This window comes from Nodosilinea sp. LEGE 07088 (assembly GCF_015207395.1).
Taxonomy (GTDB): domain Bacteria; phylum Cyanobacteriota; class Cyanobacteriia; order Phormidesmidales; family Phormidesmidaceae; genus Nodosilinea.
In genome coordinates, this window is sequence record NZ_JADEWX010000013.1 from 16,180 (window position 1) to 42,720 (window position 26,541).

The 26,541-nt window shown below is 55.2% G+C and carries 22 protein-coding genes, 1 pseudogene and 1 other annotated feature (1 of these 24 only partly in view); of the genes and pseudogenes, 15 read left to right on the top strand and 8 right to left on the bottom strand.

The window, feature by feature from the left end:
• Window positions 1–37: 37 nt before the first annotated feature.
• A complete protein-coding gene (locus IQ254_RS05405; RefSeq protein WP_193965149.1) occupies window positions 38–4,846 on the bottom strand; it encodes an EAL domain-containing protein in 4,809 nt (1,602 codons plus the stop codon).
• Window positions 4,847–5,635: 789 nt separating this feature from the next.
• Here IQ254_RS05405 and IQ254_RS05410 point away from each other — a divergent pair.
• From IQ254_RS05410 to IQ254_RS05420, 3 genes and pseudogenes are all read left to right on the top strand, one after another.
• Entirely contained in the window at window positions 5,636–6,469 is an 834-nt protein-coding gene (locus tag IQ254_RS05410; protein WP_193965150.1) for a sulfurtransferase, read from the top strand.
• 383 nt (window positions 6,470–6,852) lie between these two features.
• Window positions 6,853–7,467 (top strand): annotated as a pseudogene (locus IQ254_RS33460) (TMEM165/GDT1 family protein).
• Window positions 7,468–7,539: 72 nt separating this feature from the next.
• Window positions 7,540–8,247 (top strand): cytochrome b/b6 domain-containing protein, encoded by a 708-nt coding sequence (locus IQ254_RS05420; protein ID WP_193965189.1) that lies wholly within the window; start codon window positions 7,540–7,542, stop codon window positions 8,245–8,247.
• Between the two features lie 216 nt (window positions 8,248–8,463).
• On the opposite strand, the gene IQ254_RS05425 is transcribed toward IQ254_RS05420, so the two are convergent.
• Complete coding sequence (locus tag IQ254_RS05425) at window positions 8,464–9,186, bottom strand: LuxR C-terminal-related transcriptional regulator (RefSeq protein ID WP_193965151.1); 723 nt, start codon at window positions 9,184–9,186, stop codon at window positions 8,464–8,466.
• Window positions 9,187–9,281: 95 nt separating this feature from the next.
• On the opposite strand from IQ254_RS05425, the gene IQ254_RS05430 reads away from it, so the two are divergent.
• From IQ254_RS05430 to IQ254_RS05460, 7 genes are all read left to right on the top strand, one after another.
• Window positions 9,282–9,959 (top strand): DJ-1/PfpI family protein, encoded by a 678-nt coding sequence (locus IQ254_RS05430; RefSeq protein ID WP_193965152.1) that lies wholly within the window; start codon window positions 9,282–9,284, stop codon window positions 9,957–9,959.
• 2 nt (window positions 9,960–9,961) lie between these two features.
• Complete coding sequence (locus IQ254_RS05435; RefSeq protein WP_193965153.1) at window positions 9,962–10,390, top strand: DUF6220 domain-containing protein; 429 nt, start codon at window positions 9,962–9,964, stop codon at window positions 10,388–10,390.
• Window positions 10,391–10,497: 107 nt separating this feature from the next.
• A complete protein-coding gene (locus tag IQ254_RS05440) occupies window positions 10,498–10,656 on the top strand; it encodes a hypothetical protein (protein WP_193965154.1) in 159 nt (52 codons plus the stop codon).
• Window positions 10,657–10,770: 114 nt separating this feature from the next.
• Window positions 10,771–12,249: a D-alanyl-D-alanine carboxypeptidase/D-alanyl-D-alanine-endopeptidase gene (gene dacB, locus IQ254_RS05445; protein ID WP_193965155.1), complete on the top strand. Its 1,479-nt coding sequence runs from the start codon at window positions 10,771–10,773 to the stop codon at window positions 12,247–12,249.
• Window positions 12,250–12,320: 71 nt separating this feature from the next.
• Window positions 12,321–13,934 carry a peptide ligase PGM1-related protein gene (locus IQ254_RS05450; protein WP_228040212.1) on the top strand — a complete coding sequence of 538 codons (1,614 nt, stop codon included), beginning with the start codon at window positions 12,321–12,323 and terminating at the stop codon, window positions 13,932–13,934.
• A 13-nt stretch (window positions 13,935–13,947) separates the two neighbouring features.
• On the top strand, window positions 13,948–14,673 hold the full coding sequence (locus IQ254_RS05455; RefSeq protein WP_193965156.1) for a M15 family metallopeptidase: 726 nt from the start codon (window positions 13,948–13,950) through the stop codon (window positions 14,671–14,673).
• Between the two features lie 40 nt (window positions 14,674–14,713).
• Window positions 14,714–15,610 (top strand): hypothetical protein, encoded by an 897-nt coding sequence (locus tag IQ254_RS05460; protein WP_193965157.1) that lies wholly within the window; start codon window positions 14,714–14,716, stop codon window positions 15,608–15,610.
• 37 nt (window positions 15,611–15,647) lie between these two features.
• On the opposite strand, the gene IQ254_RS05465 is transcribed toward IQ254_RS05460, so the two are convergent.
• Window positions 15,648–16,865: an FIST N-terminal domain-containing protein gene (locus tag IQ254_RS05465; RefSeq protein ID WP_193965191.1), complete on the bottom strand. Its 1,218-nt coding sequence runs from the start codon at window positions 16,863–16,865 to the stop codon at window positions 15,648–15,650.
• Between the two features lie 396 nt (window positions 16,866–17,261).
• On the opposite strand from IQ254_RS05465, the gene IQ254_RS05470 reads away from it, so the two are divergent.
• Entirely contained in the window at window positions 17,262–17,489 is a 228-nt protein-coding gene (locus IQ254_RS05470; RefSeq protein ID WP_193965158.1) for a Calvin cycle protein CP12, read from the top strand.
• 109 nt (window positions 17,490–17,598) lie between these two features.
• Window positions 17,599–17,955 carry a Spx/MgsR family RNA polymerase-binding regulatory protein gene (locus IQ254_RS05475; RefSeq protein ID WP_193965159.1) on the top strand — a complete coding sequence of 119 codons (357 nt, stop codon included), beginning with the start codon at window positions 17,599–17,601 and terminating at the stop codon, window positions 17,953–17,955.
• A 178-nt stretch (window positions 17,956–18,133) separates the two neighbouring features.
• On the opposite strand, the gene IQ254_RS05480 is transcribed toward IQ254_RS05475, so the two are convergent.
• The gene (locus IQ254_RS05480; protein WP_193965160.1) at window positions 18,134–18,316 is read right to left on the bottom strand and encodes a CsbD family protein; all 183 of its coding nucleotides are present in this window, start codon (window positions 18,314–18,316) and stop codon (window positions 18,134–18,136) included.
• A gap of 247 nt (window positions 18,317–18,563) precedes the next feature.
• Between IQ254_RS05480 and IQ254_RS05485 the strand changes: the two genes are divergently transcribed.
• Window positions 18,564–20,624, top strand: coding sequence for a hypothetical protein (locus IQ254_RS05485; RefSeq protein ID WP_193965161.1), 2,061 nt, complete (start codon window positions 18,564–18,566; stop codon window positions 20,622–20,624).
• Window positions 20,625–21,050: 426 nt separating this feature from the next.
• On the top strand, window positions 21,051–22,391 hold the full coding sequence (locus tag IQ254_RS05490; protein ID WP_193965162.1) for a DUF3747 domain-containing protein: 1,341 nt from the start codon (window positions 21,051–21,053) through the stop codon (window positions 22,389–22,391).
• A gap of 183 nt (window positions 22,392–22,574) precedes the next feature.
• Here the strand turns inward: IQ254_RS05490 and IQ254_RS05495 are convergent, their stop codons facing one another.
• Window positions 22,575–23,435: a methyltransferase domain-containing protein gene (locus tag IQ254_RS05495; RefSeq protein ID WP_193965163.1), complete on the bottom strand. Its 861-nt coding sequence runs from the start codon at window positions 23,433–23,435 to the stop codon at window positions 22,575–22,577.
• A gap of 136 nt (window positions 23,436–23,571) precedes the next feature.
• Here IQ254_RS05495 and IQ254_RS05500 point away from each other — a divergent pair, with 136 nt between their 5' ends.
• Complete coding sequence (locus IQ254_RS05500; RefSeq protein WP_193965164.1) at window positions 23,572–24,906, top strand: TrkH family potassium uptake protein; 1,335 nt, start codon at window positions 23,572–23,574, stop codon at window positions 24,904–24,906.
• A 21-nt stretch (window positions 24,907–24,927) separates the two neighbouring features.
• Here IQ254_RS05500 and IQ254_RS05505 read toward each other — a convergent pair whose 3' ends face one another.
• The 3 genes from IQ254_RS05505 to rplJ all read right to left on the bottom strand — a co-directional run bounded on the left by IQ254_RS05505 (window position 24,928) and on the right by rplJ (window position 26,324).
• Complete coding sequence (locus IQ254_RS05505; protein ID WP_193965165.1) at window positions 24,928–25,134, bottom strand: hypothetical protein; 207 nt, start codon at window positions 25,132–25,134, stop codon at window positions 24,928–24,930.
• A 159-nt stretch (window positions 25,135–25,293) separates the two neighbouring features.
• Window positions 25,294–25,701 carry a 50S ribosomal protein L7/L12 gene (gene rplL / locus IQ254_RS05510; RefSeq protein ID WP_193965166.1) on the bottom strand — a complete coding sequence of 136 codons (408 nt, stop codon included), beginning with the start codon at window positions 25,699–25,701 and terminating at the stop codon, window positions 25,294–25,296.
• Between the two features lie 62 nt (window positions 25,702–25,763).
• Entirely contained in the window at window positions 25,764–26,324 is a 561-nt protein-coding gene (rplJ, locus tag IQ254_RS05515; protein WP_193965167.1) for a 50S ribosomal protein L10, read from the bottom strand.
• 82 nt (window positions 26,325–26,406) lie between these two features.
• Window positions 26,407–26,541: a sequence feature (ribosomal protein L10 leader region), on the bottom strand; it runs 22 nt beyond the window's last position.

The window sequence follows — 26,541 nt, forward strand, 5'->3', positions numbered from 1 at the left end:
CGTGAGTAAACAGCTGGGTTATTGCCGCCTCAGAGTACTAGCCCTCGTGGCAGAATCGCGCCGATGACTGAAATGGCTGATCTATCAAGAGTTGTGTGGCGGCATCAAAGGCGATCGCTGGCGAGAAGTGATAGCCCTGGCCAAACTGACAGTGATGGGCTTGGAGACAGGCGCGCACGCCTTCATGCTCAATCCCCTCGGCGATCACCTGTAGATTGAGATTGAGAGCTAAGGTAATAATCGCCTGCACGATTTTATGATCCCGTGAACTGGTGTGATCAACACTTAAGTTAAGAATAAATGACTTGTCAATTTTAAGCACATCCACCGGGAACTGATGCAAATAGCTAAGAGATGAATAACCCGTGCCAAAATCATCCATGCATACCTGAATATTACGAGCTCTAAATTCATTCAGTAGATTGATGGCTAAACTATTGTTCTTAATCAAAACACTTTCGGTAATCTCAAGCTTTAAATGCTTGCCAGTCAGGTTAGCGCACCGTAGAGCATGATCAATTTGTTGGATTAGGTTAGGCTGAGAAAACTGCTTGCCAGAGAGGTTAACACTCATGGTGACGTCAGCCAGATCGGGGGCAATTTCATGCCAGCGGCGAAGCGCCTGACAAGATTCTTGTAAAACCCATAAATCAATGGCGGCAATTAAGCCAGTCTCTTCGGCAACATCGATAAAGTCAACCGGAAAGAGTAAACCACGGGTCGGATGTTGCCAGCGAACCAGGGCTTCAAAGCCTGAAATTTTACCCGTTTTCAGCGAAACAATGGGCTGATAGAACAGGCTCAATTCGTTTCGTTTAATGGCATGGCAGAGATCATTCTCCAGGGTCATTCGAGTTAGTGCGATCGCATGCATCGAAGCATCAAAAACAACATATTCTTGATTATTCTTCTTCGCCTCATACATGGCAATATCGGCATTTCGAAGCATTTGTTCTGGGGTCGAAGCGATGATCGAGCCCATGGCAATGCCAATACTGGCGTGGACAAAGATGTCTTGGTCAGCCAGCATCACGGACTTTTCTAAAACAGCATGGATGCGCTGCGTAATCTCGATCACATACTGGAGATCGGTGAGGTCTTCGAGCAAAATAACAAACTCATCGCCGCCCAACCGGGCAGCAATATCTACCTCTCGCAGGCAGGTGGTGAGCCGATTGGCCACCACCTTAAGCAATTGGTCGCCACAGCTATGGCCCAAACTGTCGTTGATGACTTTAAAGCGATCTAGATCTAAAAACAGCACCGCAAACTCACTATGGATGGCGGTAGGTGGGTGGGGCTGGGCATTGAGGGCATAGTGCGATCGCTGATAGCGCTGAATGGCTAGCTGGAGGCGATCTAAGAGTAGAGCCCGATTGGGTAGACCGGTGAGGGCATCGTGAAAGGCATCGTGGCGAAGCTGCTCTTCGAGGCGCATCCGCTCCGCAATTTCTGCCTGTGCCTGCTGATAAAGCTCGGCCTGCTGAATGGCGATCGCCAGTTGATCGGCCACCTGTTGGATCAAAATTTGCTCATGTTCCGTCCACTGTCGGGGCGTGGCATGGTGAACACATAAAATACCTTTAACTTCCGCTTGATCGCGAATGGCCGCACTCAGGGCCGCCCCAATCCGAAAGGCCTGGGCAAAGGACCTCAAGTTGGCCACGGTCGACTCGGCCATCATGTCACAGGTTGCCTTGGGCGATGCTTGGGACAAGATAGACATGATGTAAGGGCTGTCCTGCAGCGGCAGACGCAGGCCGGTGAGATCTAACATGTCGGGGGCTAGGGCACAGGTGTTGTATTCAAAATAATCGTCATCCTGATTGCAGCGAATGAAGAGACAGCGCCCGACTTGAAATTCTGCCCGTAGCTTCTGAGTGGTGCGTTCAATGATGGTGGAGAGATCCAAACTCCCCCGCATCAGGGTGACAATTTCATTCAGCAGTTGTTCTCGCTGGGCACGAGCCGTTGTTTCTCTCAGCAGCCTGGCCTGTTGAATGGCGATTTCGACCTGGTCGGCTAACTGCTGTACAAAGGCAACTTCCTCAGGTTGCCATGGGTGAGGCCCCTGGCAGTGATGAATACAGAGCAGGCCCCAGAGGCTGTTTTCAACCACCAGCGGTACGACTAAATTGGCCCGAATCTGGTAGTGGGTCAAGAGTTTCCGATGACAGGGCGTTATATCTGCCGTGAGCACATCGGTCACTTGGCTGATCCGGCCTTGGCGATAGGGCTCTATCCACTGCTCAGCAAAGCAGGGATCGCGTAGCGTTTCGCCTAACACGGCAGTCCAGGGGGTGATCACCGACTCTACGATCATGTCGCCGCCCCAGTCGGCGTTGAAGCGGTACACCACGACGCGATCGGCATTCAGAAACTGGCGAATGCCGGTCACGGCGTTGTCGAGAATCGAGTTCAGGTCGAGACTGCTGCGAATATTGCCGGAGATTTCTCGTAATAAGCGCTCACGGGTGGCCTGGCGCTGTAAGGTTTCTTGGGCCGTAACCAGGGGGGTAATATCGGTGGAGACTAACCCCAGAATCTGGGGTTGACCGGGGGGCTTGAGCACTGGAAACAGCACCGTTCGCAGAATTCGCTCTTCGCCTGAGGCATTGACCAGATGCTCTTCTACCGTCACAGGGCGATCGCTGGCCATGACTTGTTGGATTTGGGCCATAAATCCAGCGGCCATTTCTGGCCTGTGAATCTCGTCAAAGCGACGACCAACAATCTCTGATTCGGGTAAACCTAACAGGTTAACTGTACTGGGATTGACTCGCTGATACCGTCCAGTTTCGTCAAAGAGTCCCATGATAGCGGGGGCGTTTTGCATCAGCGCCTGGAGCTGGTGGTGGGCGTTTGCCAGGGCTAGCTCAGACTGTTTGCGATCGCTAATATCCCGATTGATGCCGATGATGCGTATAGGTTGACCAGCCGCATCGCGAATCACATTGAAGCAGGACTCAATATGACGCACTTCCCCGTTGAGCCGCACGATTCTAAATTCAAATTTAGCCAGGTTGCCAGAGGCCAGCGCCTCATCCCGGCGAGCATAATAATGAGGCAGATCCTCCGGATGCACTCGATCCTCACAATCCCGGTAGGTGCCCGTAAAGGCATCGAGGGGAACGCCAAAGATTTCGTGCATGCGCTCATCCCACACCAGGCGATTGCCCTCCAACTGCCATTCCCAAATGCCCATCTGGGCCGCTTTGGTGGCCAACATTAAGCGCTGGCTGGTATTTTGCAGGGTCATTTCATCTCGCTTGCGATCGGTGATGTCTCGGTTGATCCCCGTCAGCCGCTGGATCTGCCCCTTGGGGTCACGTTTGGCAATAGTGTGGGCTTCGATATAGCGGGTTTCGCCACTGGGGCAAATAATCCGAAATTCGGTATGGGTATTTTCACCCCCCCTATGCAGGGCTTGCCAGACGGCTTGAACCGCTTCTATGTCGTCAGGGTGCACCCGAGTCAGCCAGTTTTCGTAGTCGGGTTGGGGATCTCCTGGGGCCAGGCCATATATTTTGTACATGCGGGCATCCCACAGGAGCTGACCGGTGGAGAGGTCTAAATCCCAAACCCCTAACTGGGCCGAGCGGGTGACTAAAGAGAGCCGCTGGGACAGTTCATAAATGCTGGTTTCATGGCGCTTGCGATCGGTAATATCGCGACCGACGCCCACGATGCTGACGACATTTCCCCCGTCATCTAAAATGGCTTGATTAGACCAGGCCAGCCAACGCCAGCCTAAGCGAGTCAGGGCGCGTTGCTCGATCTCAGCGGTATGGGGCGGTTGCCCCAGCGCCGCCAGCGCCTGGGCCGTTAGCGGTCGATCTTCGGCCTGAACCAGCGGCATAAACTGCTGCCCTAACAGCGCCTGGGGGGATTGATCAAACAGGTCGCAATAGGAGGGGCTGACGAATAAAAAATGTCCATCGGCATCCGTCTTAACGACCAGATCGGTTTGATTTTCGACCAGCAGTCGATAGTTGTTTTCACTGGCTTCCAGGGCGGCGATCGCCACTTTCAACTCGGTGACCTCACGCTGCACCCCCAGGTGGCCAGTAATTCGGCCTTGGTGATCATAAAGGCAGACATAGTCGCCCTCAATCCACATCAGTGAGCCATCGGCTTTGCGCTCCTGGGTTTCGGTTTGCAGCCGCCCCTGATCAAAAAAATTTCGCCATACTGCGCGACCGGCCTCTAGGTCATGGGTAAAGAAATCTGCTGGCGTCAGTCCTAAAAACTCAGACTCGGCGAACCCGTATTGCTCTAGAATCGCCTGATTGCACTTGGTAACCCGCTGATGGGCAAACACGTAATCTAAGGCCGCTTCTCGATCAATCGTATCGTCCCACTGGATCGGCTGATCTAGCATCATAAAAAAGAAGCCGTTGAGGGATTGGGTAAAAAACACCTCCAGCTCATGCTCGCGATCGCGCAGGGCCTGTTCGGCTTGCTTGAGCGCTGTGGTCTCCTGGCCAGATGGCTGCAAAATCACCAGATATCCGGCCTCTTTCCCCAGCGGTACCACTAAACCTGTGACAGGTTGAGATCGGCCATCCCCTGGAAGTACCGTTATGGGATGCGTTGGCATAAAAAAGTGCCCGCCATTGCCAGTTTCAGGGCAACCCTCTGCGGGCGCTTCCGAGGGACTGGGCCAAGCGCAATCGAGCAGCCGTGGTGCTGCTTTTCCCAACAGTGTGCTGGCGGCGGCATTGGCGTCTATCATGTGGCCCTGGTTATCCACTAGCATCAACGGCTGCACGAGCAGGTGAAGCAACGACTGCCACCATGCTAGAGAATAGACGTTACTGAACCGTACCAGCGATGAGATAAACATAGCTCTGTCAATAATGCACCCTGGCCATACAGCAGAGGCTTTGGGGCGATTTATGGAAACCTAATTACCCTAATCTTTCCTGTAAATCTTGATTATCCTCTGCCGAGCGGCGGTTGACGATGACTGCTTTATAACGATCAGACTAACTCAACTCAGCGGTTAGGAAACTCCAGAGGAATCTTAATGAGTATGCCCCATAGCTTCGGGCGATCGCTCGGATACCGGGTGCCTATTTGCTCAAAGCTTGAACCCGAAGCGGCTCAAGCTCCTCACGTAGACCGCAACGATTTGCAGGAGATGGCATGCCTTTGACGGAATTTGCCTGTTTTGACAGGGTTGCATCCTGACACGTTGCACAGATCACTAAGTTCCGCTGACTCGCAGTCGCTACTTGGCTTATAGCAGTGTGCAAGTGAAACAAGTGCACTCTGTTCCCTGTCACCTACTCCCTGTTTCCTTTGGACTGTACTTAAGCAACATGAATAAGGCTGTAGATGAAATTGAGGCTGAGTTCGGTGTTAAGAGTGCATTTTAATCTTGCAAGACTCAGCCTGAGAATGGGTTGTTCAGGTAAGCACACCGATGCCGATGACGTTGCCGAAAAAATACCTCTCTGAGACCAAGGGTTCTGATTCAGCTTGAGCTTGGGCGATCGCTTGAAACAAAGACGGCAAAGAAGTTTCCATCATTTCTGCGCTTGCTATTCAGGCAAAGTGTACCCGAACGAGGTCTATGCACCACGAGTTGACTGTCCTTAATCTAGAAGCCTTGTAAATTAAGGAACCATCCATGCATTATTATGCTCATCCTGACGTCTTAGTTGATCCCCAATGGCTTGCCGATCGCTTAGATGATCCGAGCCTGCGAGTGATAGAAGTTGATATGAATCCAGACCTCTATCAAGATAAGCACATTCCGGGGGCAGTATTTTGGCATGGGTTGAGCGATCTATTTCAACCCGATCTTCGGATTAACTTCGATCCGACCGCGATCGCAAATTTGCTGTCTCGATCGGGCATTACCCAAGACACTACAGTTGTCGCCTATGGTGGCTATCCTGGTGCTGGAGCCTGGATTTTCTGGTTTCTAAAGATGATTGGACATGCCGATGTGAGAGTGCTGAATGGGGGGCATCAAAAGTGGATGGAGGAAGGTCGCCCGGTGACAGCAGCGTTCTCAACAGTTACACCGACTCAATACTTGCCTAAACCATTGGACATCAGTTTGCGAGTATTGTCAGCCGAGGTTCAAGCCGCAGTTTCTAATCCCGATCAAGTCTTGCTAGATGTCCGCACGCTTGCAGAATATCAGGGCGATGTATACCTCATGAAGCCACCGGAAGAAACAGAACGTGCTGGGCATATTCCCAGTGCAATTCATCTTGAACATAGTCTGACACTCAATGATGATGGCACCTTCAAATCATTTGATGAATTACAGGCATTGTTCAATGGCAATGGCATTACCCCAGATAAGGAAATATTTCCCTATTGTGCCGTAGGGGGACGATCGGCCTATATCTGGTTTGTCTTGAAATATTTGCTAGGCTACCCCCATGTTCGGAACTACGATGGTTCATGGAACGAATGGAGCCGTTTGCCCAACGTTGCGATCGAAAAGTAGCCTAAATCGCCCACATATTACGCCGCATAGCAACACCCATGTACACCGACCGCCGCAAGTTAGTCGGTTATGATCATGAGGCTATCTCAGGTTAGGGTAGCGTTGTACCGCCTGAGATGGAGGTTCCTGTTTGCTAGTTTTTTCCACCCTCTACCACTTCTGCCCAGATTGTGATACTTTTTGAATTGTTGAAGGGTAGTAGCTTGGGCTATGACAGCCCGTTATCTGAATCAACATACTGGTGATGAGTCTGGTTCAGATAGCAAATTAGCTTTCTAATTTGCCAGCGAGACCTTCACTGAGTCCACGGAGAGAGTGGGTTTGGTGGGGTCTTTTGAGATATCCGTCATGCCTGCTCAATCCACTACTAGCTGGAGTAGTGCATGAATTTCTTGACAGAATTTATATCTGGGTTATTGATGATTACGCTGTCAGAACTCGGAGACAAAACCTTTTTTATTGGCGCTATTTTAGCCATGCGCCATCCCCGGCGGTGGGTATTTTGGGTGTGACGACGACGTTAGCTGCCATGACCTTATTGTCGGTCTGGATTGGTCAACTGGCATCATTTTTTCCAAAACACTATGTTCAAGGCATGGCCGTAGCTCTGTTTATTGGCTTCGGGTTAAAACTGCTTTATGATGCCAGCCACATGTCTGGCAAAGAGACTCTAGATGGGGAACAGACCGATGCCCTGGAAGCAGTTGAGCAGCGAGAACAGGGCATCGCCACTTGGTCGGCCAGAGCCGTAGTGATAGAAGCCTTTACCCTCACTTTTGTTGCCGAATGGGGCGATCGCACCCAAATTGCCACCATTACCTTGGCCTCTTCCCACCATCCCCATGGGGTACTGTTGGGAGCCATTCTGGGACATGCTATCTGTGCCGCCATCGCCGTGCAAACTCATTGCTGGTCGCATCTCCGAGCGACTGATGACAGCCCTGGGGGGTGCCTTATTTATCGGTTTTGGCATCCTTGCTGCCATGGAAAGCGCTTAATTAGCCCCTGTTATTGACTTGAGACGTTTGATCCAACCTTAGAACCAATTTACTAAAACGATGATCAAGAAGATTTCACCCTCCCGTCCCTATCAACCGTTTCTCCTGCGGGCTTTGCATGGCCTGACGGGACTGTTCCTGATTGCCGCCATCCTAACTGCCTATTGGACTTACGACACCTACGACGGGCGCTGGGGACGCATTCCCCTGCCCACTTATCAGGATATTGAGGGCATCCACGGCACCTTTGGATTATGGACTTTGCTGGTATTTCCGGCATTTGTGATCTACTCCTTTCACCGGGGACAGAAGCGGCTGATTCAGTCTGATTCTCAGAGCAAGCTGGCTCAGGTAGGCAAACCCATCTGGTGGTACACCTTGAATCGTGTGACCAATACCCTGGCCCTGCTGGCGTTAACCTTTGCACTGTTCAGCGGCAAGATGATGGACGAAACCTGGCTGCCTGAAGGAGAGTTAAATCATGGTTGGTACTACGCTCACCTGATTTCGTGGGTGGTGATGGTGGGTGCGATCGCGGTGCACCTGTTGATGAATGCCAAGGTTGGTGGCTCTCCCTTACTGTTGTCGATGCTGACTTGGCAGTTTCGTGACAAAGATAGCCCTACTCTCTGGCCAGCCCATGCCTCTCAGTGGTGGTCACAGGTTCAGCAAGGAGCTTGGATCAGGTGGTTCCAACCGATGACAGCAATGATCGTACTGGAAATTGCAATTTTGATGAGTATCGCTACTGCCTGGATTATTCCACTGTTCAAGTACTAGCTTCAAGCGTCAAGGGAAAATTGGCAGAGACTATTCATCATCTCTGCTTTTCTTTAAATTGCTCATGAAACATCTTTCAGCACCTTGACCTACAGCGGTAGAATACTTCGTTGGAGTGGACAGCATACAGTTTATCGGTAAGTGTGCAAGGTTATCTGCTGCCGCACAACTTCACCGTTATGCCGCTGATTGTTCGGTGAGCGTGTAAGCGAAAAGCTAATAATCAGGGTTTGGCAGTTTCAAACTTGGCACATGGTATTTTGTTGCTGAAAGTTGTGCCACCATTTCGGCACGGGATGAAACCTCAAGCTTACGGAACATTCGCTTCAGCGCTTGCTTCACAGAATTCTCGGTAATCCAAAGTTCAGTCCCAATTTCTGCGTTGGTTCGTCCCAAAGCGACTAATTCAGCAATTTGTAATTCACGCGGCGTCAAACAATCTGCCTTGAATGATGGGTGTTGAGATTTTCCTGCGGAAACACTTGGTGAACGCACGGTTGAAACCCAGTCAGACAAGTGTAAACAGACGGCGCTCAAGTCGGCTAGATTTTGTGTATTGAAGGCAGGCATTGACTGTTCGCGAGTGAAACCTACAGTCCCGATTAATTGACCACGACTGACGATCGGCCCTGCCATCACATGCCAATGATCCGGACGAGGGCAGATTAACTTCCAAGCCTTGGGTCTCGTCACCAATCCCTCATGGATGGGAGTATGGCGTTCTGCGACGTAACGCGCTACTGGATTATGCTCCAGAGACAGGGCAAGGTTGAGAACGGGTTGAAACCTTGGATCTGTTAAAAGTTGGTCGAAGAAAAATATTCCCGATCGCTTGGCCGCAAAGTATTCCCCGAGTTTTGGCGCAAGGTGCGATCGCAAGCTATCTTCATCCGTTGCCTGGTGGATTGCTTCAAATAATGGGCTCAAGGAAATAGTCATGGTGAAAAGAGTACCCGATCGAGGACTATGCCGGGCTGATCGCCGCTTCTAGTATAAGAGGAGATTCAAGGCAGTCACCCAACGGAAATTAATTCATGACCGACCCCCAAAATTACGTTATTGGCTTGGTTTTTTATCCCGGCATGACCTCACTGGATATGGTCGGGCCCCATCAAGTTTTTAGCGCCCTCCCCAATGTCACACTACATCGCATCTGGAAAGCGCTAGACCCCATTATCTGCGATGATGGATTGTCGATTGTGCCGAATACCACCTTTGCCGATTGCCCACCCCTGGACGTGATTTGTGTCGGCGGCGGTATGGAACAGCAAGCCGTGGTAGACGATCCAGAAGTGCTGGCGTTTTTCCGCAAACAGGGCAGCACAGCAAAGTTTGTCACGTCTGTCTGTGGCGGATCGGAGTTTCTGGCGAAAGCGGGTCTGCTCAAGGGATATCGAGCCGTGACCCACTGGGGAATGCGCCAACAACTGATGACACATCCAGGCGTTGAGGTGGGGACTGAGCGGGTCGTGGTCGATCGCAATCGGATCACGGGTGGTGGTGTGACAGCAGGGATTGATTTTGGTTTGACGATCGCGAGCATCCTTTACGATGAGGAAACTGCCAAGATCGTTCAATTGCTACTGGAGTACGATCCTGCCCCACCCTTTGATACCGGTTCTCCCGAAAAAGCCGGCCCTGATCTCGTGAATAAAGCCATGGTATACATGCAGAAACTGTCTAGCTTAAAACTCGCAAAAACAGCAAGCTAATCATGATTACAGCTTTGGAGAAAGATCGCAATATCACCGTCTCAAATGGGGTAAAGATTGGCTTCTATGTGATTTCCATCGTTTTTAACGTTTGCTTAATTGCTCAGGTATTAACGGTTGGCATTGCCTACTTTAGCGATCCTGCCTGGTGGACTATTCACGTGTGGCTCGTGCGCGGGTATAGCGGACTATCGTTAGTATTGCTGGCAGGCGCATTAATGGCTCCCTTCTCAAACAGAGTTCGATCGCTTGCTGTCAGTCTACCGGTGCTGCTGACACTTCAGTTTTGCAGTATCCATCTGAAAACTCCGCTTCACTTAGAGGTGCTGCATCCTCTCATTGGCTTTACGTTATTCTATGTTTCTTCAAGCCTCGTACACCGCGTATCGCGTGAGTACATGAAACAGGGAGGTGAACAGGACGCAGCATAACCCGTCGAGGAAGCGGACGCTTGCGAGAGCTTGGTGGGCTTCCCAAGGTTGCTTGCCGCCGCTTATCTTGGTCGTTAGCTAAACACTAGATTTATGCGAAATACTCTGTGGCGAAATACTTTGTGGCGAAATACTTTGTGGCGAAATACTTTGTGGCGAAATACTCTGTGGCGAAATACTTTGTGGCGAAATACTTTGTGGCGACTGCTCCTGCTTTCTCTGTTGACCCTCGGTCTACTGGCCTGGGGAAGGGCTGGCAGTTCTGAGAGCTTACTTCAGGTCGGTCTGCCTCACCCCCGTGTGATTGAGACAGACAACAATGTCATCACAGTGGAAGAATTGGTGAGGCGTAACTGACTAGCTGAGATGGGGCATAGCCGATGATTAGAAAGGTTGCGGCCATAGCGCCAGGGGTTAAGCGGGTAAGTCTTCCCGTTGGCATGGGTCTATTAATACCCGTAGTGGCTAGTACCCAGGCCGTCGCAGCACTATGCCCAGCTCAACTGGCTACCCAGCTCGATGCTGCACTCGATCAGTCGCCGCTAAATACCGCCTACGTAGGTATGGTGCTGCAAACCCAGGGAGCAAACCCGCGCCCGCTCTACAACCGTAACGGCGATCGCCTCTTTACCCCAGCTTCTAACATCAAACTGTTGACTACGGCAGCGGCGGCGCACCAGTTGGGGGGCGATTACCGCCTCCGCACCTCCGTATACGGTGCTCTTAATGCCGAGGGCGGCACGGCGTTGAGAGTTGTGGGGCGAGGTGATCCGAGCTTTACCACGGCTCAGATAGAAAACCTTGGCCAACAGCTGGCCCAGGCTGGAGTGAGACAGGTCAGCCGCCTAGTCCTTGACGATTCTTACTTTCCCGGCTTTGCCACCAACCCCACCTGGGAATGGGAAGATGCCCAGTGGGCCTACGCCGCCCCGGTCAACAGCCTGATTTTGAATCGCAATAGCGTGACATTGCAGCTAGCCCCAACCCAGGTGGGCAGCCCGCTGAGCCTAGTGTGGCCCCAGGCGCTGCCCGCTGGGCCACTGCCCGTGGTGAACGACTCAACCACCGTCGCCACTGGCACGTTCGCTGCATCCGTAGCGCTTTGGCGCCCTGGGGATACCCCGACGGTGCGCATAACCGGGCAAATGGCCCAGGGAGAGAGTCCACGCCGCGTCAACCTGGCGGTATTAAACCCAGCTCAGCAGTTTGCGGCGGCGTTTGAATCAGTACTCAGGGGGCAGTCGATCTCGGTGGGGCAGACGGTCGTAACCCCAAATTCGACTCCCATTGCCGACCCAGAGCTGGCGGCGGTGGAGTCTCCTTCGGTGGCGGAGCTGATGCTGTTAGCCAACCGAGACAGCGACAACCTCTACGCCGAGGCGCTGTTCAAAACCCTGGGAGTGACGGCAGGGGGAGAGGTCACGGAAGCGAGCCAGGCCGGGGGCGAGGCGGTTAAGGCGGCCCTGACTGAGCTAGGGGTAAATGCTACGGCACTGCGGCTGCGGGATGGTTCGGGGCTATCGCGCCATAATCTGGTGTCGCCCGATGCCTTTGCGGCTACTCTGCAGGCGATGGTGAGTCATCCCCAGGGGCAGGTATTTTACGGTTCACTAGCGATCGCGGGCCAAAGCGGTACCCTGCGCAATCGCCTGCAGGGCACAGCGCTAGAGGGGCGCGTGCAGGGTAAGTCGGGGGCCCTAACGGGCAATGTCTCGCTGTCGGGCTACCTACAGCCGCCCAGCTATGAACCGTTGGTGTTTAGCATCATCATCAACCATTCAGATCAGCACGCCAGTGTGCTGCGCCGAAAAATTGACGAGCTATTGCTGCTCATAGCGCAGCTCTCAGACGACTGTTGAATGTGCGATTGCGATCGCCCCTATCCTAAGGCTGATATCGGCCCTAGGGTGCTGTCCGCTATACTCGTTTCATGCCAGAACCGATTGAGCGATCGCGGGAGGTAGTCGAGATGGCGACGGCAAACGAGGCGGCTACGGTTGTAGAATCATCGCCATCCCAGGGGTTAGCTGACTCTGAGTTTCGTCAGCTTCAGGCCCAGCTGCGCGATCGCTGGCGCTCCACCGACGACTTTGACACCCATGAGCACCACATTGTGGTGGTGCCTTCCCTCAGCCTCGACCAGGAAGAACTGTTCAAAATCGAGGGGGTTAACCACTACGAAGAGCGGCTGCTGTTCTCGCTGATTCGCCTGCGCAACCCCAAGACGCGGATGGTCTACGTCACCTCTCAGCCCCTGCACCCCAGCATTGTCGACTACTACCTGGAGCTACTGCCGGGGATTCCCAGCTCCCACGCCCGGGAGCGGCTGACCCTGTTTGCTGCCTACGATGGCTCGCGCAAGCCCCTGAGCCAAAAGCTGCTAGAGCGGCCCCGGCTGCTGGAGCGGCTGCGCCGGGCGGTCAACCCACAGATCGCCTACATGACCTGCTACAACTCCACCCCCTGGGAGCGCGAGCTGTCATTGGCCCTGGGGTTACCGCTGCTGGCCCTCGACCCTGACCTGCTGCACTGGGGCACCAAGAGCGGCAGCCGTGAGATTTTTAAGCGCTGCGGCATCCCCCACCCGATTGGCAGCGAGCTGGTGTTTGACGAGCAGGCGCTGGCCACCGTCACTGCTGAGGTGTGGGAGCAAGACCCCAGTCTGCGGCGCATTGTGATCAAGCTCAACCAGGGCTTTTCGGGGGAGGGCAATGCGATTTTGCAGCTCGGCCCGCTGGCGGCGGTAGCGCCCGGCAGTGCCAGCCACCGCGATCGCGCTGACGCGATTCTCGCAGCCTTCTCCACCCTGAGTTTTCAGTGCCGTACCGAGACCTGGGTCCACTTCTCAACCAAAGTACCGGAGCTAGGGGCGATCGCCGAGGCTTTTGTCGAAGGCGACCACAAAGAGTCGCCCAGCGTGCAGGGCCGCATCACTCCCCTGGGCGAGGTCGAAATTCTCTCCACCCACGATCAAGAGCTGGGTGGCCCCGACGGTCAGATCTTTTTAGGCTGCTCCTTCCCGGCCCGCCCCGGCTACCGCCTAGCGATTCAGGAAATGGGCCAGCGCATCGGTCAGGAACTGGCCCGCCAGGGTGCCCTAGAGCGCTACGGGGTTGACTTCATCGCCGTGGCCAAGGGCGACCCTAGCGCCCCCGAGTGGGATCTCCAGGCGATTGAAATTAACCTGCGCAAGGGCGGCACCACCCACCCGCTGATGGCCATGAAAATGCTCACCGAGGGCCATTTTCACCAGGCCGACGGGCTGTTCTACACCAAGCAAGAGCAGGTGCGCTACTACCATGCTTCCGACAACCTGCAAAAGCCCCACTACCGAGGTCTGTTACCCAGCGACCTGATGGATATCATCGTCACCAAACAGCTGCACTTCAACTCCATTAGCGGCGTGGGGGCAGCCTTTCACCTGATGGGCTGTCTGTCGGAACACGGCAAAGTGGGGCTCACCTGCATTGGCACCAGCCCCGACCATGCCCGCGAAATCTACGACCAGGTGGTCGCCGCCCTCGATGAATCCACGGTTGGTTAATCCATCCAGGCCGATGAAACCCTACCAAACCATTCCCATTCAGGACTGTGGCGAGCCGCTGGTGCCCATTCCCAGCGATCGCTTTGCCCTGGTGCAGCCCCATCCCTACCAGGCCCTCGGGGCTCCCTACGAGAACCAGTCACCCTACTACCTGCGAGAGGGTGTGCTGACGGCGCTGATTGAGGCCCAGACTGAGCTACAGCAACAGCGTCCCGGCTGGCGTATGCAAATCTTTGATGCCTTTCGCCCCCTGGCGGTGCAGCGGTTTATGGTTGAGCACACCTTCCTAGCCCAGGTGCAGGCGCGGGGCTGGCTGGCTGCGACGCTGACCGAGGCCCAGCGGCAGCAGGTGATGGCCGAGGTGGTGCAGTTTTGGGCCCTGCCCAGTGACGACCCCGCGACTCCGCCCCCCCACAGCACCGGAGCTGCCCTCGACGTTACCCTGATGGATGACACTGGGGCTGTGGTGGATATGGGTTCGCCCATTGACGAGGTGTCGCCGCGATCGCACCCCGACCACTTTGCCGACCGCCCTGACCCCGCCCAGCAGGACTACCAGGCCCACCGCACGTTGCTCAATCAGGTGATGGTGGCGGCGGGGTTTCGCCGCCACCCCCAGGAGTGGTGGCACTTTTCTCTCGGCGATCAGCTATGGGCCTGGCAGCAGCGGCAGGCAATGGGCGACGACAACTTTTTGGCCCACTATGGGCGAGCCTCGGTAGACTTGGGGGTACAGTGAGAGCCAGCTAATCTGGCAATACCCGAGGGAGTGAACGGCGATGAAAATGGCGATGGATGTGAGGTCATGGTTACGCCTGTCTACAATCGCCCTGGGTTTAACCCTGGCCGCCGCTCTGCCGGTGCGAGGGCAATCTACAGTTATTCTCCAAGAATCACTACGGCTGGCGGTATGCCTAAATGATTGGGATAGTGCGATCGCCCGGGCCAGACAGCTAGAACAGGTGCCCGATATTGCCATCAAAACCAGGGCGGAGCTGGTTTTGTTGCGTCGCCAGATGCAGCTGTTGCGCCAAGACCAAACGACGGTGGACAATATTTCAGGCTGTGAGTCAGTATTGGCCGGATTTGGTATTCCCGGCTATACCGGACGACCGTTAGCGATCGAAAGGGCCCTAGCTAATGCGGGGCTGAGCGAGCCGCTCATTGTGCCCGATATCGTACTGCGTCGAGACGAAGCCCTATGGCAGGCGGGGCTCGGGGTGACCGCTGATACCTCCCTGGTGCCGCTGTCCGCAGCCCAGCGCATCAGTACCCGCACTGGTAGCGGCGTCTCCACCGGCTCGGTCAGCCGCCGCATTGATATCTACGCCTTCCTCGGTGCCGAGGGCGACAGGACTAACCTAACGCTAGATGTGATTGAGCAGCGGCCAGGGCTGCTCTACACTGACGACAGAGCTTTACTCTTTGTGTTTGACGCTGCCGGTAGATTGCTGAGCGAGGCGCGCACTACCCCTGCCGGCCAGTCTCAGCTCGAGGCCCTGGCACTACCAGCCGCCGGGGTCTACTACGTCGCTGTGACTACCCCCGAGCACCGCCCCGTGCTGGATGACAATGGGGTAATTACTGGCTGGCAGGGCATCGGCGTCAGTGCCATAGACTACACGCTGACCGTGACGGGGCTAACCCCCGCGCCGCAGCTAGGGACACAGCCTTGACGATGACGGCAGCCCTCAACTCCCCCATCTTCCCTGCCTAGGGTTGGCGGCAGATGCCAAAGACCGAGGTAAACCCGTGCAAAAAGGTCGTCTGGCCCACGGGGCCAATCTCGCCGCCACAGAAGAAGCCCCCCAGGGGCAGGCCGGGCAGATACTGGGTAAACAAACTGGAGTCAAAATTGATCTGGTCGTAGAGGCCCTCACCCCGGCCCATGCAGGCAAACATCAGCGCCCCGGCTGGAGAGGTGCCGGCGGGTGACTGTCGCTGGTAGCCTTGCAGCAGCTGCTCTAAATCGGTGGCCGAGGTGCGGGCATCGCGCAGGTGAAACTGCACCCGCTGGCCGGGGCGCAGGCGATCGCCCACGGCGATCGCTCCCAGCTTGGGGTCAACCCCCAACAGCGTCCGGATTAGAAAGTCGCCGGGGTCAAGGGTGAGCTTAAAGCTGTCCTGGGCGATACCGATAGATAGAGAACTTTGGGCCAGCTTGCGCTCATCTTCGGGCAGGGTTTCAAACAGGTCTTGCAGCAGTTCCAGGGGCGGGCGGGCGAGATCGCCGTCGTCGGGGTCACCTAGAGCCAGCAGAATATTGCGCTCGGCTTGGTCAACGCGGTACACCGGGCCAATGGGGCGGCACCCCTGGGCCACAATGGCATCGAGCACCACCGGCCCAGAGAGTGCCACCCCAACCATCCCCTCGGTATAGTAGGTGCGATCGCAAAATAGCCCACTGTGGCGATTAAACCCATCCACACTGGCTAGACCGCCAATTTTGACCCCGCCGGGATAGGCAAAATCTAGCCCCTGCAATAGGTCAGTCACCCGCGACGAAAACGGGTCAGCCATCAAAATAAACTGAGGATTGTTCGCTGGGGCGACGCCAATGAGCTCAGACCAGGCCGCCGGGGGGCTATCTAGGTCGGGCAGGTCATCCCCGGTCACGTGAATTGTTTGCACGGAGACTCCCGGCAGCGACGCTACCGTAAGGCTTAAGGCCGGCGTGTCCTCCAGCTCCTGGGGCTGCCCCTGGGCATCCATACCGACAATGCCACCGCCGCTACAGCCCACCACCGCTGGCAGCGGTAAAAGCTCATGCAGCAAGGGCAATAACCGAGCAAATTCACTGGTAAACGACGATGAAATAAACACCAGCCCCAGGTCAGGCTGCGCGGGTAACCGCCCCTCCAGTTGCGCCACCACATCCCTTAGCGCCCCTTCTAGGGATGGACTCGTCGATACAGCATTGGCCCATACCATCGGGGCATAGCCTGATTGGGGAATATCGGTCATCGGGTTAAACCGCTCTGCATAGTGGTTCCAGTCTAGATCGGATTGCTCCCTAGCCCCGCAAATGGGCGTAGTCACCCAACATTGTGTGGTCGCCCCGACCCCAGCGGAAATGTGTAAACTGGAGATAGGTACTTATACTGGGTTTACTAGACATTCCTCAGCCATCGCTGGGGTTCTATCGGCGACCGTCAAGGCCTGTTCCCACCCCGGTAGGGGTGGGGTTTCCAGGGCCAAGCCGCCGAAATGGGTGAAGTATACTAGGCCAGAAGGCGGGATAGACCACGCAAAACGACGGTATGCCCACGCTTGATAACAGGTCGCAGACCCCACACAGCAGTTGTTTACACAGGATAATGAACGGATATGAGCGAGAACATCAAAGAGCTGATTGAAAAGGAAATTGAAGGTGCTCGAGCCGCTTGCGACACCTCGGGTGGCTCCTCTCAGGAGTGCGCTGCCGCTTGGGATGCGGTCGAAGAACTGCAAGCCGAAGCCGCCCACCAGCGCGAAAAGGGTACTGGCAAAACCTCCCTTGAGGCCTACTGCGACAGTAATCCCGATGCCGATGAGTGCCGAGTTTACGATAACTAGATGCCGCTGGGCTCAAGCCCAGATATTAAAACACCCTTAAGAGACGTCTTGGCCACCCAGGGCGTCTCTGGTGTGAATATTCCCGGTCTGCCATATTATTTGCTCGGCTATGACGCTCACGGTTTACGGCATTTCCACCTGCGGCACCTGTAAAAAAGCCTGCCAATGGCTCGACAGTCATGGCATTGCCTACGACTTTATCAACACCAAAGACCACCCTCCCGATCGAGACTCTATTGCGGCCTGGGTAGCCGCTTTGGGCAGTAAGCCCATGCGCAATACCTCTGGGCAGTCCTATCGTGCCCTGGGGGGCGAAAAACAGACCTGGGAAGACTCGGACTGGATCGATGCCTTCAGCCAGGATGCCATGCTGCTCAAACGGCCTCTGTTTGTCAAAGATGGCCAGGCAGTGCTAGTCGGTTTTCGGGCTAGCGAGACAGTGCTACAACAGGTGCTGGGTGAATAAACTTCATGGCGACCGAAAGCAGATTTAGCGGCGGTTTGCCTGGGCCAGTTTAAATGAATGGTTTAGCTGAATAGGTTTATTTCTCGCTTGTTTGACTCTAACCTAAAGATCAAAGAAGGCTGCAATCTAGTTAAGATTGCAGCCCTGTAGGACTTAGTCTTCAGCGAGCGCGATCATACTAGTCGATGGCGCGCTTAACGTTATCCTTGGCGTCTTCTACAGTGTTGCGGACGTCAGCCTCAGCCTGCTTGGCCTTACCCTTTGCTTGGGCTTCTTGGTTGCCGGTCAATTTACCTGCGCCCTCTTGGATCTTGCCTTCGATATCCTTAGCGGTAGCTTTAGCTTTATCTTCAATAGACATGATGTCAATCTCTCCTGAAACGTTACTCCTACAGCGTAGGTTGTTGTCTCGGCAGTGCCCTCTGCACAACGGCATAGACCTCCTCCGCCCAACTGTAGGGATTAGGATCAGCATTATGAGCCTGGAAGGTTGAATATTTGCCTTGCTGAACAGTGCAGGCTTGCGTCTACGGAGTATCCTGAAACATCATTGGGTGACTGATCTGCCGACAGATTGTTAACTCAGGACTTGAACCAGGGCTGAAACTATGGGGTATTGGGAATTTCTGCTGCAGAAAGAGGGCGACCAAAGCTGGCTGCCCCTCGATACATCGCAGGTAGAAATTTTGGAGGGCCGCTATCGGGTCATGGCTCACAGTAGCCAGGTCAGTACCCCAGTCCAGATTCAAATTAGTCAGGTACTGGGCGATCGATTGCCCCCTAAACGACGCATCCTACGTCGTCAGGGAGAAATCAACGAAAACGGCCTCATGGTGGTGATGCCCTTTACTCGCCTGGGGGAAGGCACCTGGGACATTCTCTGCGCTTGCGATCGCCCCGACCCCGAGATCCCCAAGCCCGAGATCCCTGACGCCGAGATCTCTACAGGAGGCGAGACTGCCCCTGAGGCCTGGCGCTATGCCGTACAGCTTCGGGTGGTGGGGCAAAACTCTGCCGACGAGGGCGACTGGTTTGCTGACGATGGTAGCACCGGTATTGGGGCGGCGGCGGTCGATCGAGTGGCTAATCCAGAGGCCACTGGGCTGCCCCATCCCCCCGATGAACCTCCTAGTCTGGAGATCGATCTCCCGGCGGTGGCTGAGGCGATGGATAGGTTTCAGGCCCAACTGGCAACCGGGCTGAGCGCGGCTACGGCTCTCTATGGGTTAACGCTGCCCAGCTCAGCGCTGCTGGGTAGTGAAGGCGAAAGCCTAGGGCTGACGGCCACCCTTACTGGCGGCGAAGAGGCATCGCCCGATCTGCCGTTGACCCTCGTGGTGCGCCTGTCTGATCCACAAACCGTAGAGCCGGTGGCCCTGACGCTGGTGCCAGTTGGGGTGGCAACGCTGCCCGCTAGTGTGATCCTGACGGTGACCATACCGCATCGGTTAGCCACCCGGCTACTGCTGGGGGAAGTCGGGCTGCTGGCAGGCCCCGATGTTGTGGCCCTGCAGCGGTTTACGGTGACGGTGGATGTGGCTTCGCTGTTTGATGCGATCGCCAACCAAGCCGAGACTGAAACCGAGCTTGACGTAGTGTTTCCCGTCGATGCCGTGGAGGAGGGCTCAGCGGGGCCACCCCGCTCAGCACCGGATGCTAAATTCTGGGAGATTGCCAGCCGAGGGGTACCGCCACGGCAACTCCCTACCCTACCGCGCACTAGCCTCGGGCTACCGCCTAAGATCTACTACCCGTCTCCCCATGAGACAGCGGTTCATCAGCCCTCCCTGCCACTGGTCGGACGTACCCGGTCTTCCACCCCTACTGAGACCCCTAAAAACGATGCTGCCCCAGCCAGCTCTGAGGCAGAGCCATCGCGGGGGTTGAGCTTGCCTCCTATCACCTCATCGTCTCCAGCCGACGATTCGATCGCCGTGTTGACTGGGCGATCGCCCACCCCCACCCCTAGCCAATCTCCCAGCCCAACGCCTCAGCTGCTTTCCCAGGAGGCCATGGGATTTAAAGACCTCAACCTGCAAGATCGATTCTGGAATCGGCTCAACGAACTGGCCATTAGTCTTCAGCAAGCAGCGCTAGACAATCGCACCGAGGCCGAGACCAGTGCCCCGAGCGCCCCCGAGACGCCTGTCCTCGACCCCTCCACCGAGGCTCCGCCGTTGATTCCCTTTGCCGGGGAGGTCGTCATCTACGAAGACGAGGATCCTACCCTCCGAGACCTGACGGCAACGGCTGACCCGGCTGAGGCCGAGTTTGCCAGCGAAGCTGAACCCCCAGTAGAGACCATGACTCCGCCCATGCCCAGCCTAGAGCTGCCAGAAGGCGATCTAATCGCAGGTGACACCGTGGTCATGACCCTGCGGGTGCCCTTTCACCCTAACCGCCTCTATCTCAAAGCCTGGATTACCGACCCCCAAACCCGCACCCTGGCCGATGAGCCTCGTCAGCTGCTGAACCTGCTGCCCAATGGTCAGGGGCAACTCGAAGGAAACCTACAGCTGACGGTGCCGCTGGGCTGCCTTGAGGCCTGGTTTGAGGCCATTTCCATTGATATGATCACCCAGCAAGAAAGTTACAAGGTCTCGGTGAGCCGGTCCATTGCCCCGGCTGGGCTGCGATCGCCGTCGTTAGAGGATGACTTTCCGCTCTAGGTTCATGGGCCAAGCAACCAGAACACCGACGGAAACGCAAGATTCTTGAGGTTTTGCAACGAATCCTAAGTAAATTCTACGAAAACCCTGACCGTATACCAAGCTTACCCCTACAATAATGGCGGCTTTTAAAGGCTGTCCCAAGGAATCAGTGATCCACTGATTACACCTGTGCCAACGCCATAAACTGTCTGGCCCTCTTGTGTGCCTATGGTCGTCCGTACCTAGGATCGTTTGAACCCCGGTCGTTGCTACCGGCAACTGAAGGGGTAAGGCCTGAGGCTGTCAGGCTCAAATCCAATACTGGGCCGTCATCTTGATGCTCAGAGCTGTGGGCAGGTCACCAGGCCAGGGATTGACTGAGTCTGTAGGGCCACGTTTAGTAACTATCATCGCATCACGTATCGCTATCTAGGACAGGTGACCATGAACCTTATGTCAACGCTTAAAGTGGCTGCCTTCACCGCAGCTACCGTTGGGGTTTTCGGTGGAGTTAGCCAGGCGATCGCCAGCACCGCCACCCCCGCACAGCCCATGATTGGCCAAACCGGCACAATCCTGGCCCAACAATTTGGCAACATCGCCATCAATGAAGCTAACTTTCTAGTGGTTTCAGTGCCCGGTAGTGTAGCCCAGCCCCACCGGCTCTATATCGTTGAGCAGCTTCAGACCAGCCCTGCCTGCTGGGAAATTCTCAACCCTGGGGGCGAGCCAACCCAGGTCAATGCCCTCTGGAACACCTTTGATTTCTCAGGCATTTGCCGCCTACAGCGCGACAGCAATGGCTACGCCATCCGCCTCAATGGCCAAGATGTTGCTGGCGCTCGCTTTGAGGTCAACCAGCGCGACGGTGACCTACTGCTGCAGTTTGCCCCCAGCACTATTTCTCGCGATCGCATCACCATCGGCCGCGCCAACGGCATTAGCCCCACCGGCTTTACCCAACTCGACCTCAACCCCGGCTGGTCGCTGACCAAGCGCACCTTCAATGGGCAAATTGTCAGCTCTCACCTGCTGTACTTCACCAACGACATGACCCTGGCCCAGCTTCAGGGTGAAACCGGGACAACCCCGCCGCCGACTACAACTCCGCCGGTTACGCCCCCTGCCCCTGCTTTCGCCGACATTCAGGGTAACCGCTATGCCGCAGAGATCACCCGCGCCGCCCAGCTGGGGGTAATTTCGGGCTTCGCCGAAGACAATACCTTCCGCCCCACACAGACGCTTACCCGTGAACAGGCGGTCTCGGTGATCATGGAAACCGCCAAAATCGGATTACCCACCTCACTGATCGCGACTCTGCCTAGCGCTGTTTCGGTTGCGCCCTTCCCCGATGTAGCCACCAATCGCTGGAGCGCCGTCAAAATTCAGCAGGCCAAACAGCTGGGCATCGTCGCTGGCGATGACACCGGCAGGTTCCGCCCCACCGACAATGTGTCGCGGGCAGAGTTGATGGCCATGACATACAAACTGGCTCTCATTCGGGCCGATGCCGGGGCAGGCGACACCACCAGTACATCCCCGGTGCCCGGCATCGACCAGGCAACTGGGAATCTGATTCCCAACATCAGTAACCCGGTGGTGTTTACCGACATCAGCGGCCACTGGGGCGAAAAAGCCATTCAACAGATGGCCGCCGTCTGTGCGATCGCCAGCCCCCTCAACGAAACGGGCACCAATTTTGCCCCCAATACCAAAGCCCTGCGCGACTACACCGCCGCTGTGGCAGTCAGGGCCATCGACTGCCCCGCCGCTCGACCCCAATAGAGGGCTAACCCTGAAAAAGCCCCCCAGAGGAGGTAATACACCTTCTGGGGGGCTTTTTAGCGCTCGATTCCAGATACTGCCTAGAACGCCGGTACAGAAACCGGGTTTCTACCCCGGGAACGACCAAATCTCGTCGGCAAACCCACGCAGAAACCCGGTTTCTAGCCATACTGAACCGGTGCTCTAGCGCACCGCGCACAACAACCCATAGCGAATCAAGCCACTCTGTAACCCCTGACGCATCGGAGCCAGGGCCAAGGCCCCCTGCAGCGTACCTGGCCCTGCCTTAACCAGCCCTATCAACCCCTCAGGGGTAAGGGCCGAAGCAATCACCTCATCCCAAAAGGGGGCCACTGCCAGCGACCAATCAGCAGACCGTAAAGAGCTAAAGCCACAATTTTGGGCGATCGCCTCGTAGTCGGGCAGAGCGATCACGTAGGGCAAACCATATACCCGATAGATCCAGTTAAGCTGCTGCTGCTCTACCCACGTGAGCGGCCCCGCCAGAGATTGGTTAGGGCGATGACACCAGGTCGCCATCAACAGCTTGCCACCAGGCTTCAGGAGTCGGTAGCACTCCTGCAAAAACGCCACCTTATCAGGCATATGCTCGCCACTCTCCATCGACCACACCAGGTCAAAGCTCTGATCGGCAAAGGGAGTGTTCAACGCATCCGCGACCTGAAACCTGGCACTGGGCGGTTCATCTCCCACCAGATTGGCCACTTGAGCCCGCTCAGTAGCGCGCTGAGCCTGCACTGGGCTCAGGGTAATCCCCACCACCCGAGCCCCAAAGCGGGAGGCCAGTTCTAGAGTGCTCCCACCAATGCCGCAGCCACAGTCAAGAATGTCATCAGCTTGGGTCGCCTCTGCCCAAGTGAGGCACTCATCAATCAGATCAATTTGAGCCTGGCGACGGTTTTTACGCTGGCGGCCATCGGCACCATAGTAGCCATGGTGCATATGCTCTCCCCAAATCTGCTCCCACAGACCAGACGAGTCATCATAAAAAGTCTGAATTTTTTTGTACAGCGCATTGGCCATGGCAGCTAAACCTAAAGAACAACCCCCAATGGGGCTTAATCGGTTAAATCTTGCGGCATAGTGGCCGAGAGCGTCAACTCGTGGAAATATAGGGTGGCCTTGATAACTCTATTACCTGGATGCCCTGCTTATGCAGATGACGGTTCCGCGAACCATATGTCTTGGTTTCTTAGTGTTGATCACCCTCGGTACGCTACTCCTGCTCCTGCCTATATCCACCACTGACAAAGGGTGGGGTGATCCGCTAGTCGCCTTATTTACGTCTACCTCCGCCGTTTGCGTGACGGGTTTAATTGTTGTCGATACAGGCACCTACTTTTCGACCTTTGGCGAAGCCATCATCCTCACTCTCATCCAGGTGGGAGGCCTGGGCTACATGACCGCCAACACCTTCTTGGTCCTCCTGCTGGGGCGGCGTCTAGGGCTGCGCGAACGACTGGCAATTCAGCAATCGATGGACAATGCGGCGTTAGCTGGGGGCAAGTCGCTGGTCATTTCTATCATTGCCATGACTCTGGTTTTTGAGCTAACGGGCTTGTTTTGCTTATATCCCACCTTCAGTCAAGACTATGGTTCTGGCTATGGACTCTGGCTATCAATGTTCCACAGCATCAGCGCCTTTAACAACGCTGGCTTTAGTCTTTTTCCAGATAGCCTTATGCGTTATGCCTTCGATCCTTGGGTCAATGCGGTGATTACGGCTCTGGTGATCATTGGCGGCATTGGCTATCAAGTGATTATGGAACTCCTCAATTGGCTACGCAATCGCCTCGCTGGCAATCGCCGTCGTGGTCTCTTTTCTCTCAACTTTAAAGTCGTCACCAGCACCACAGCCGTACTGCTAATCCTTGGCACCGTTGCCTTTTGGGTCACTGAGTACCAAAATCCAGCCACCCTGGGCAGCACCACCCCCTCCCTCAAGCTGCTGCTGGCCTGGTTTCAGTCGGTAATTGCTCGCACCGCCGGGTTCAACAGCATTGACATTGGGGCCATGGGCAATGCCTCGCTCTTTATTATGATTGCCCTCATGTTCATTGGGGCCAGCCCTGGCAGCACGGGCGGCGGTATTAAAACCACCACCATCCGTATTTTGCTAGCCTGCACCCGCATGGCGCTTCAGGGCCAGGAGCAAGTGCTCTGTTTTCGGCGACAGATTCCCACGAGCCGCGTCCTCAAGGCTATTGCAGTTGTCGTTGGGTCAGGACTAGTGGTGGTAGGGGCCACCGCGCTCCTGGCCATCAGCAACCCAACCCTTAGTTTTATCACTATCCTGTTTGAGTCGGTGTCAGCCTTTGCCACCGTCGGGCTATCCACTGGTATTACTAGCGACCTCTCTGACTTCGGCAAATACGTCATTATTGTCACCATGTACCTGGGTCGGGTCGGTGTTTTACTCTTTATGGGGGCTCTTTTGGGTGATCCTAAACCTTCGGCAGTTCAGTACCCCGAAGAGGAGCTATTGATTGGCTGATAGAGAAAGCCTCAAGAAAGGCTAGAGGCCTAAAAAAGGGGAACCTGATGGTTCCCCTTGATCTTGCTGATCTTTATTTTGCTGGCCCTGGATAGACGGGCTACCGAGGCGTTTTCGCCATGTTTGATGCCGCTTTTGTAGTTGTCGCTGGCGAGCGGTGCCGCCTTTACCCTTGGTATTGCGTCCTTGCTTACGGGGCGATTCCCAGCGCTTGAGATGCTGTGTCATGATTGTGCTCCGCCTTCTAATACTTTGATCATACCCTGTCCTAAAACCAGGGTCATCAAGATGCCCTCATCCGGCAAAAAGTCTCTACGAAAAAACCCTCCGTGGCATCACGGAGGGCGGCATTAACCTAATGGTTAATTTGCTTAAGCCAGCTTAAGTCTACTTAACAGAAACCTTACCACCGGCTTCTTCGATCTGCTTCTTAGCGTCTTCAGCATCGTCTTTGGTCACAGCTTCTTTAATCGCCTTAGGCGCTGCTTCGACCATTTCCTTGGCTTCTTTCAGACCCAGACCAGTCAAACCGCGCACCACTTTGAGAATCGCGATCTTCTTATCGGCAGGCACTTCTTCAAGCACCACGTCAAACTCGGTTTTCTCTTCTTCGGGCTCAGCCGCAGCTGCACCCGCACCGCCCATCATGCCGGGGGCCATCATCATCATGCCGCCACCAGCAGAGGCAGAAGCATCTACACCAAAGGCTTCCTCAATTTGCTTGACCAGCTCAGACGCTTCGAGCAAAGACAGAGTCTTTAGTTGTTCGAGAATTTCATCAGTTTTAGCAGACATAGTTACCGGTTAACTCCTGGTAGAAAAACAAGTGAATAGGTACAAAATCATTGCGGACGAGTCTAGGCCGCGTCTTTTTCGGATACGGCTTTGATGGCGCGGCTAAGGGATGCAGGTACCTCTTTGATACCCACGGCCAGTTTGGTTGGCACAGCATTGACACCCACAGCCAGGCGAGTTGGCATCGCCTTGATTGCTCCAGCCAAACGAGCCATGAGCTCTTCTTTGGTGGGCAGCTCAGTAATCGCCTTAATTTGTTCTTCGGTAAGCGCCTGGCCTTCCATGACGCCGCCCCGGAGGACAGTTTTTTTGGTGTCTTTTTGAAATGCCTGATACTCTTTGATGGCTCCGCCAAAGTCTTCCTTGACCAGCACAAAGGCTGAGGAATCTTTGAGAAACTCAGTCATAGGCTGCCAGTTATCGTTGCCGTCAACGGCAATACGTACCAGCGTATTTTTGGCAATTTTGCAAACAGCACCTTTTGGTCGCAGTCGATTGCGCAGGTCGCTAATTTCAGCAACAGTTAGCCCTTTGTAGTCGATGACAAAGGCTAGCTGAGCTTCGTCTAGCAAGGCCTGCATCTCGGCCACCAGTTCTTTCTTATTCGCTAGGGTTCTCCCCATATCGATCTCACCTCCTTTTAGCTTGGGGATTGGGAAACTTAGTCACCCGATCCAGGGATAGGCCACAGAGTAGCTAGCAGCGGCAGCTAAAAACAAACCCCGGCAACCATGCCGGGGTAGACTAACAACCCAAAACGCCTAGCTATCAGCCCAAGCATTTCAGTCGTCATGTCAACCTCGGCAGGTCTTATGTCGCCTTTAGCGACGCCTGCTGTCT

Coding starts and splice junctions, on each gene's coding strand:
- IQ254_RS05460 (WP_193965157.1), top strand. CDS start 14,714: ATGAAAATGGCGATGGATGTGAGGTCATGGTTACGCCTGTCTACAATC.
- IQ254_RS05410 (WP_193965150.1), top strand. CDS start 5,636: ATGCATTATTATGCTCATCCTGACGTCTTAGTTGATCCCCAATGGCTT.
- IQ254_RS05455 (WP_193965156.1), top strand. CDS start 13,948: ATGAAACCCTACCAAACCATTCCCATTCAGGACTGTGGCGAGCCGCTG.
- IQ254_RS05475 (WP_193965159.1), top strand. CDS start 17,599: ATGACGCTCACGGTTTACGGCATTTCCACCTGCGGCACCTGTAAAAAA.
- IQ254_RS05500 (WP_193965164.1), top strand. CDS start 23,572: ATGACGGTTCCGCGAACCATATGTCTTGGTTTCTTAGTGTTGATCACC.
- IQ254_RS05430 (WP_193965152.1), top strand. CDS start 9,282: ATGACCGACCCCCAAAATTACGTTATTGGCTTGGTTTTTTATCCCGGC.
- IQ254_RS05425 (WP_193965151.1), bottom strand. CDS start 9,186: ATGACTATTTCCTTGAGCCCATTATTTGAAGCAATCCACCAGGCAACG.
- IQ254_RS05480 (WP_193965160.1), bottom strand. CDS start 18,316: ATGTCTATTGAAGATAAAGCTAAAGCTACCGCTAAGGATATCGAAGGC.
- rplL (WP_193965166.1), bottom strand. CDS start 25,701: ATGTCTGCTAAAACTGATGAAATTCTCGAACAACTAAAGACTCTGTCT.
- IQ254_RS05470 (WP_193965158.1), top strand. CDS start 17,262: ATGAGCGAGAACATCAAAGAGCTGATTGAAAAGGAAATTGAAGGTGCT.
- IQ254_RS05495 (WP_193965163.1), bottom strand. CDS start 23,435: ATGGCCAATGCGCTGTACAAAAAAATTCAGACTTTTTATGATGACTCG.
- IQ254_RS05485 (WP_193965161.1), top strand. CDS start 18,564: ATGGGGTATTGGGAATTTCTGCTGCAGAAAGAGGGCGACCAAAGCTGG.
- IQ254_RS05450 (WP_228040212.1), top strand. CDS start 12,321: ATGCCAGAACCGATTGAGCGATCGCGGGAGGTAGTCGAGATGGCGACG.
- IQ254_RS05435 (WP_193965153.1), top strand. CDS start 9,962: ATGATTACAGCTTTGGAGAAAGATCGCAATATCACCGTCTCAAATGGG.
- dacB (WP_193965155.1), top strand. CDS start 10,771: ATGATTAGAAAGGTTGCGGCCATAGCGCCAGGGGTTAAGCGGGTAAGT.
- IQ254_RS05505 (WP_193965165.1), bottom strand. CDS start 25,134: ATGACACAGCATCTCAAGCGCTGGGAATCGCCCCGTAAGCAAGGACGC.
- IQ254_RS05465 (WP_193965191.1), bottom strand. CDS start 16,865: ATGGTATGGGCCAATGCTGTATCGACGAGTCCATCCCTAGAAGGGGCG.
- rplJ (WP_193965167.1), bottom strand. CDS start 26,324: ATGGGGAGAACCCTAGCGAATAAGAAAGAACTGGTGGCCGAGATGCAG.
- IQ254_RS05490 (WP_193965162.1), top strand. CDS start 21,051: ATGAACCTTATGTCAACGCTTAAAGTGGCTGCCTTCACCGCAGCTACC.
- IQ254_RS05405 (WP_193965149.1), bottom strand. CDS start 4,846: ATGTTTATCTCATCGCTGGTACGGTTCAGTAACGTCTATTCTCTAGCA.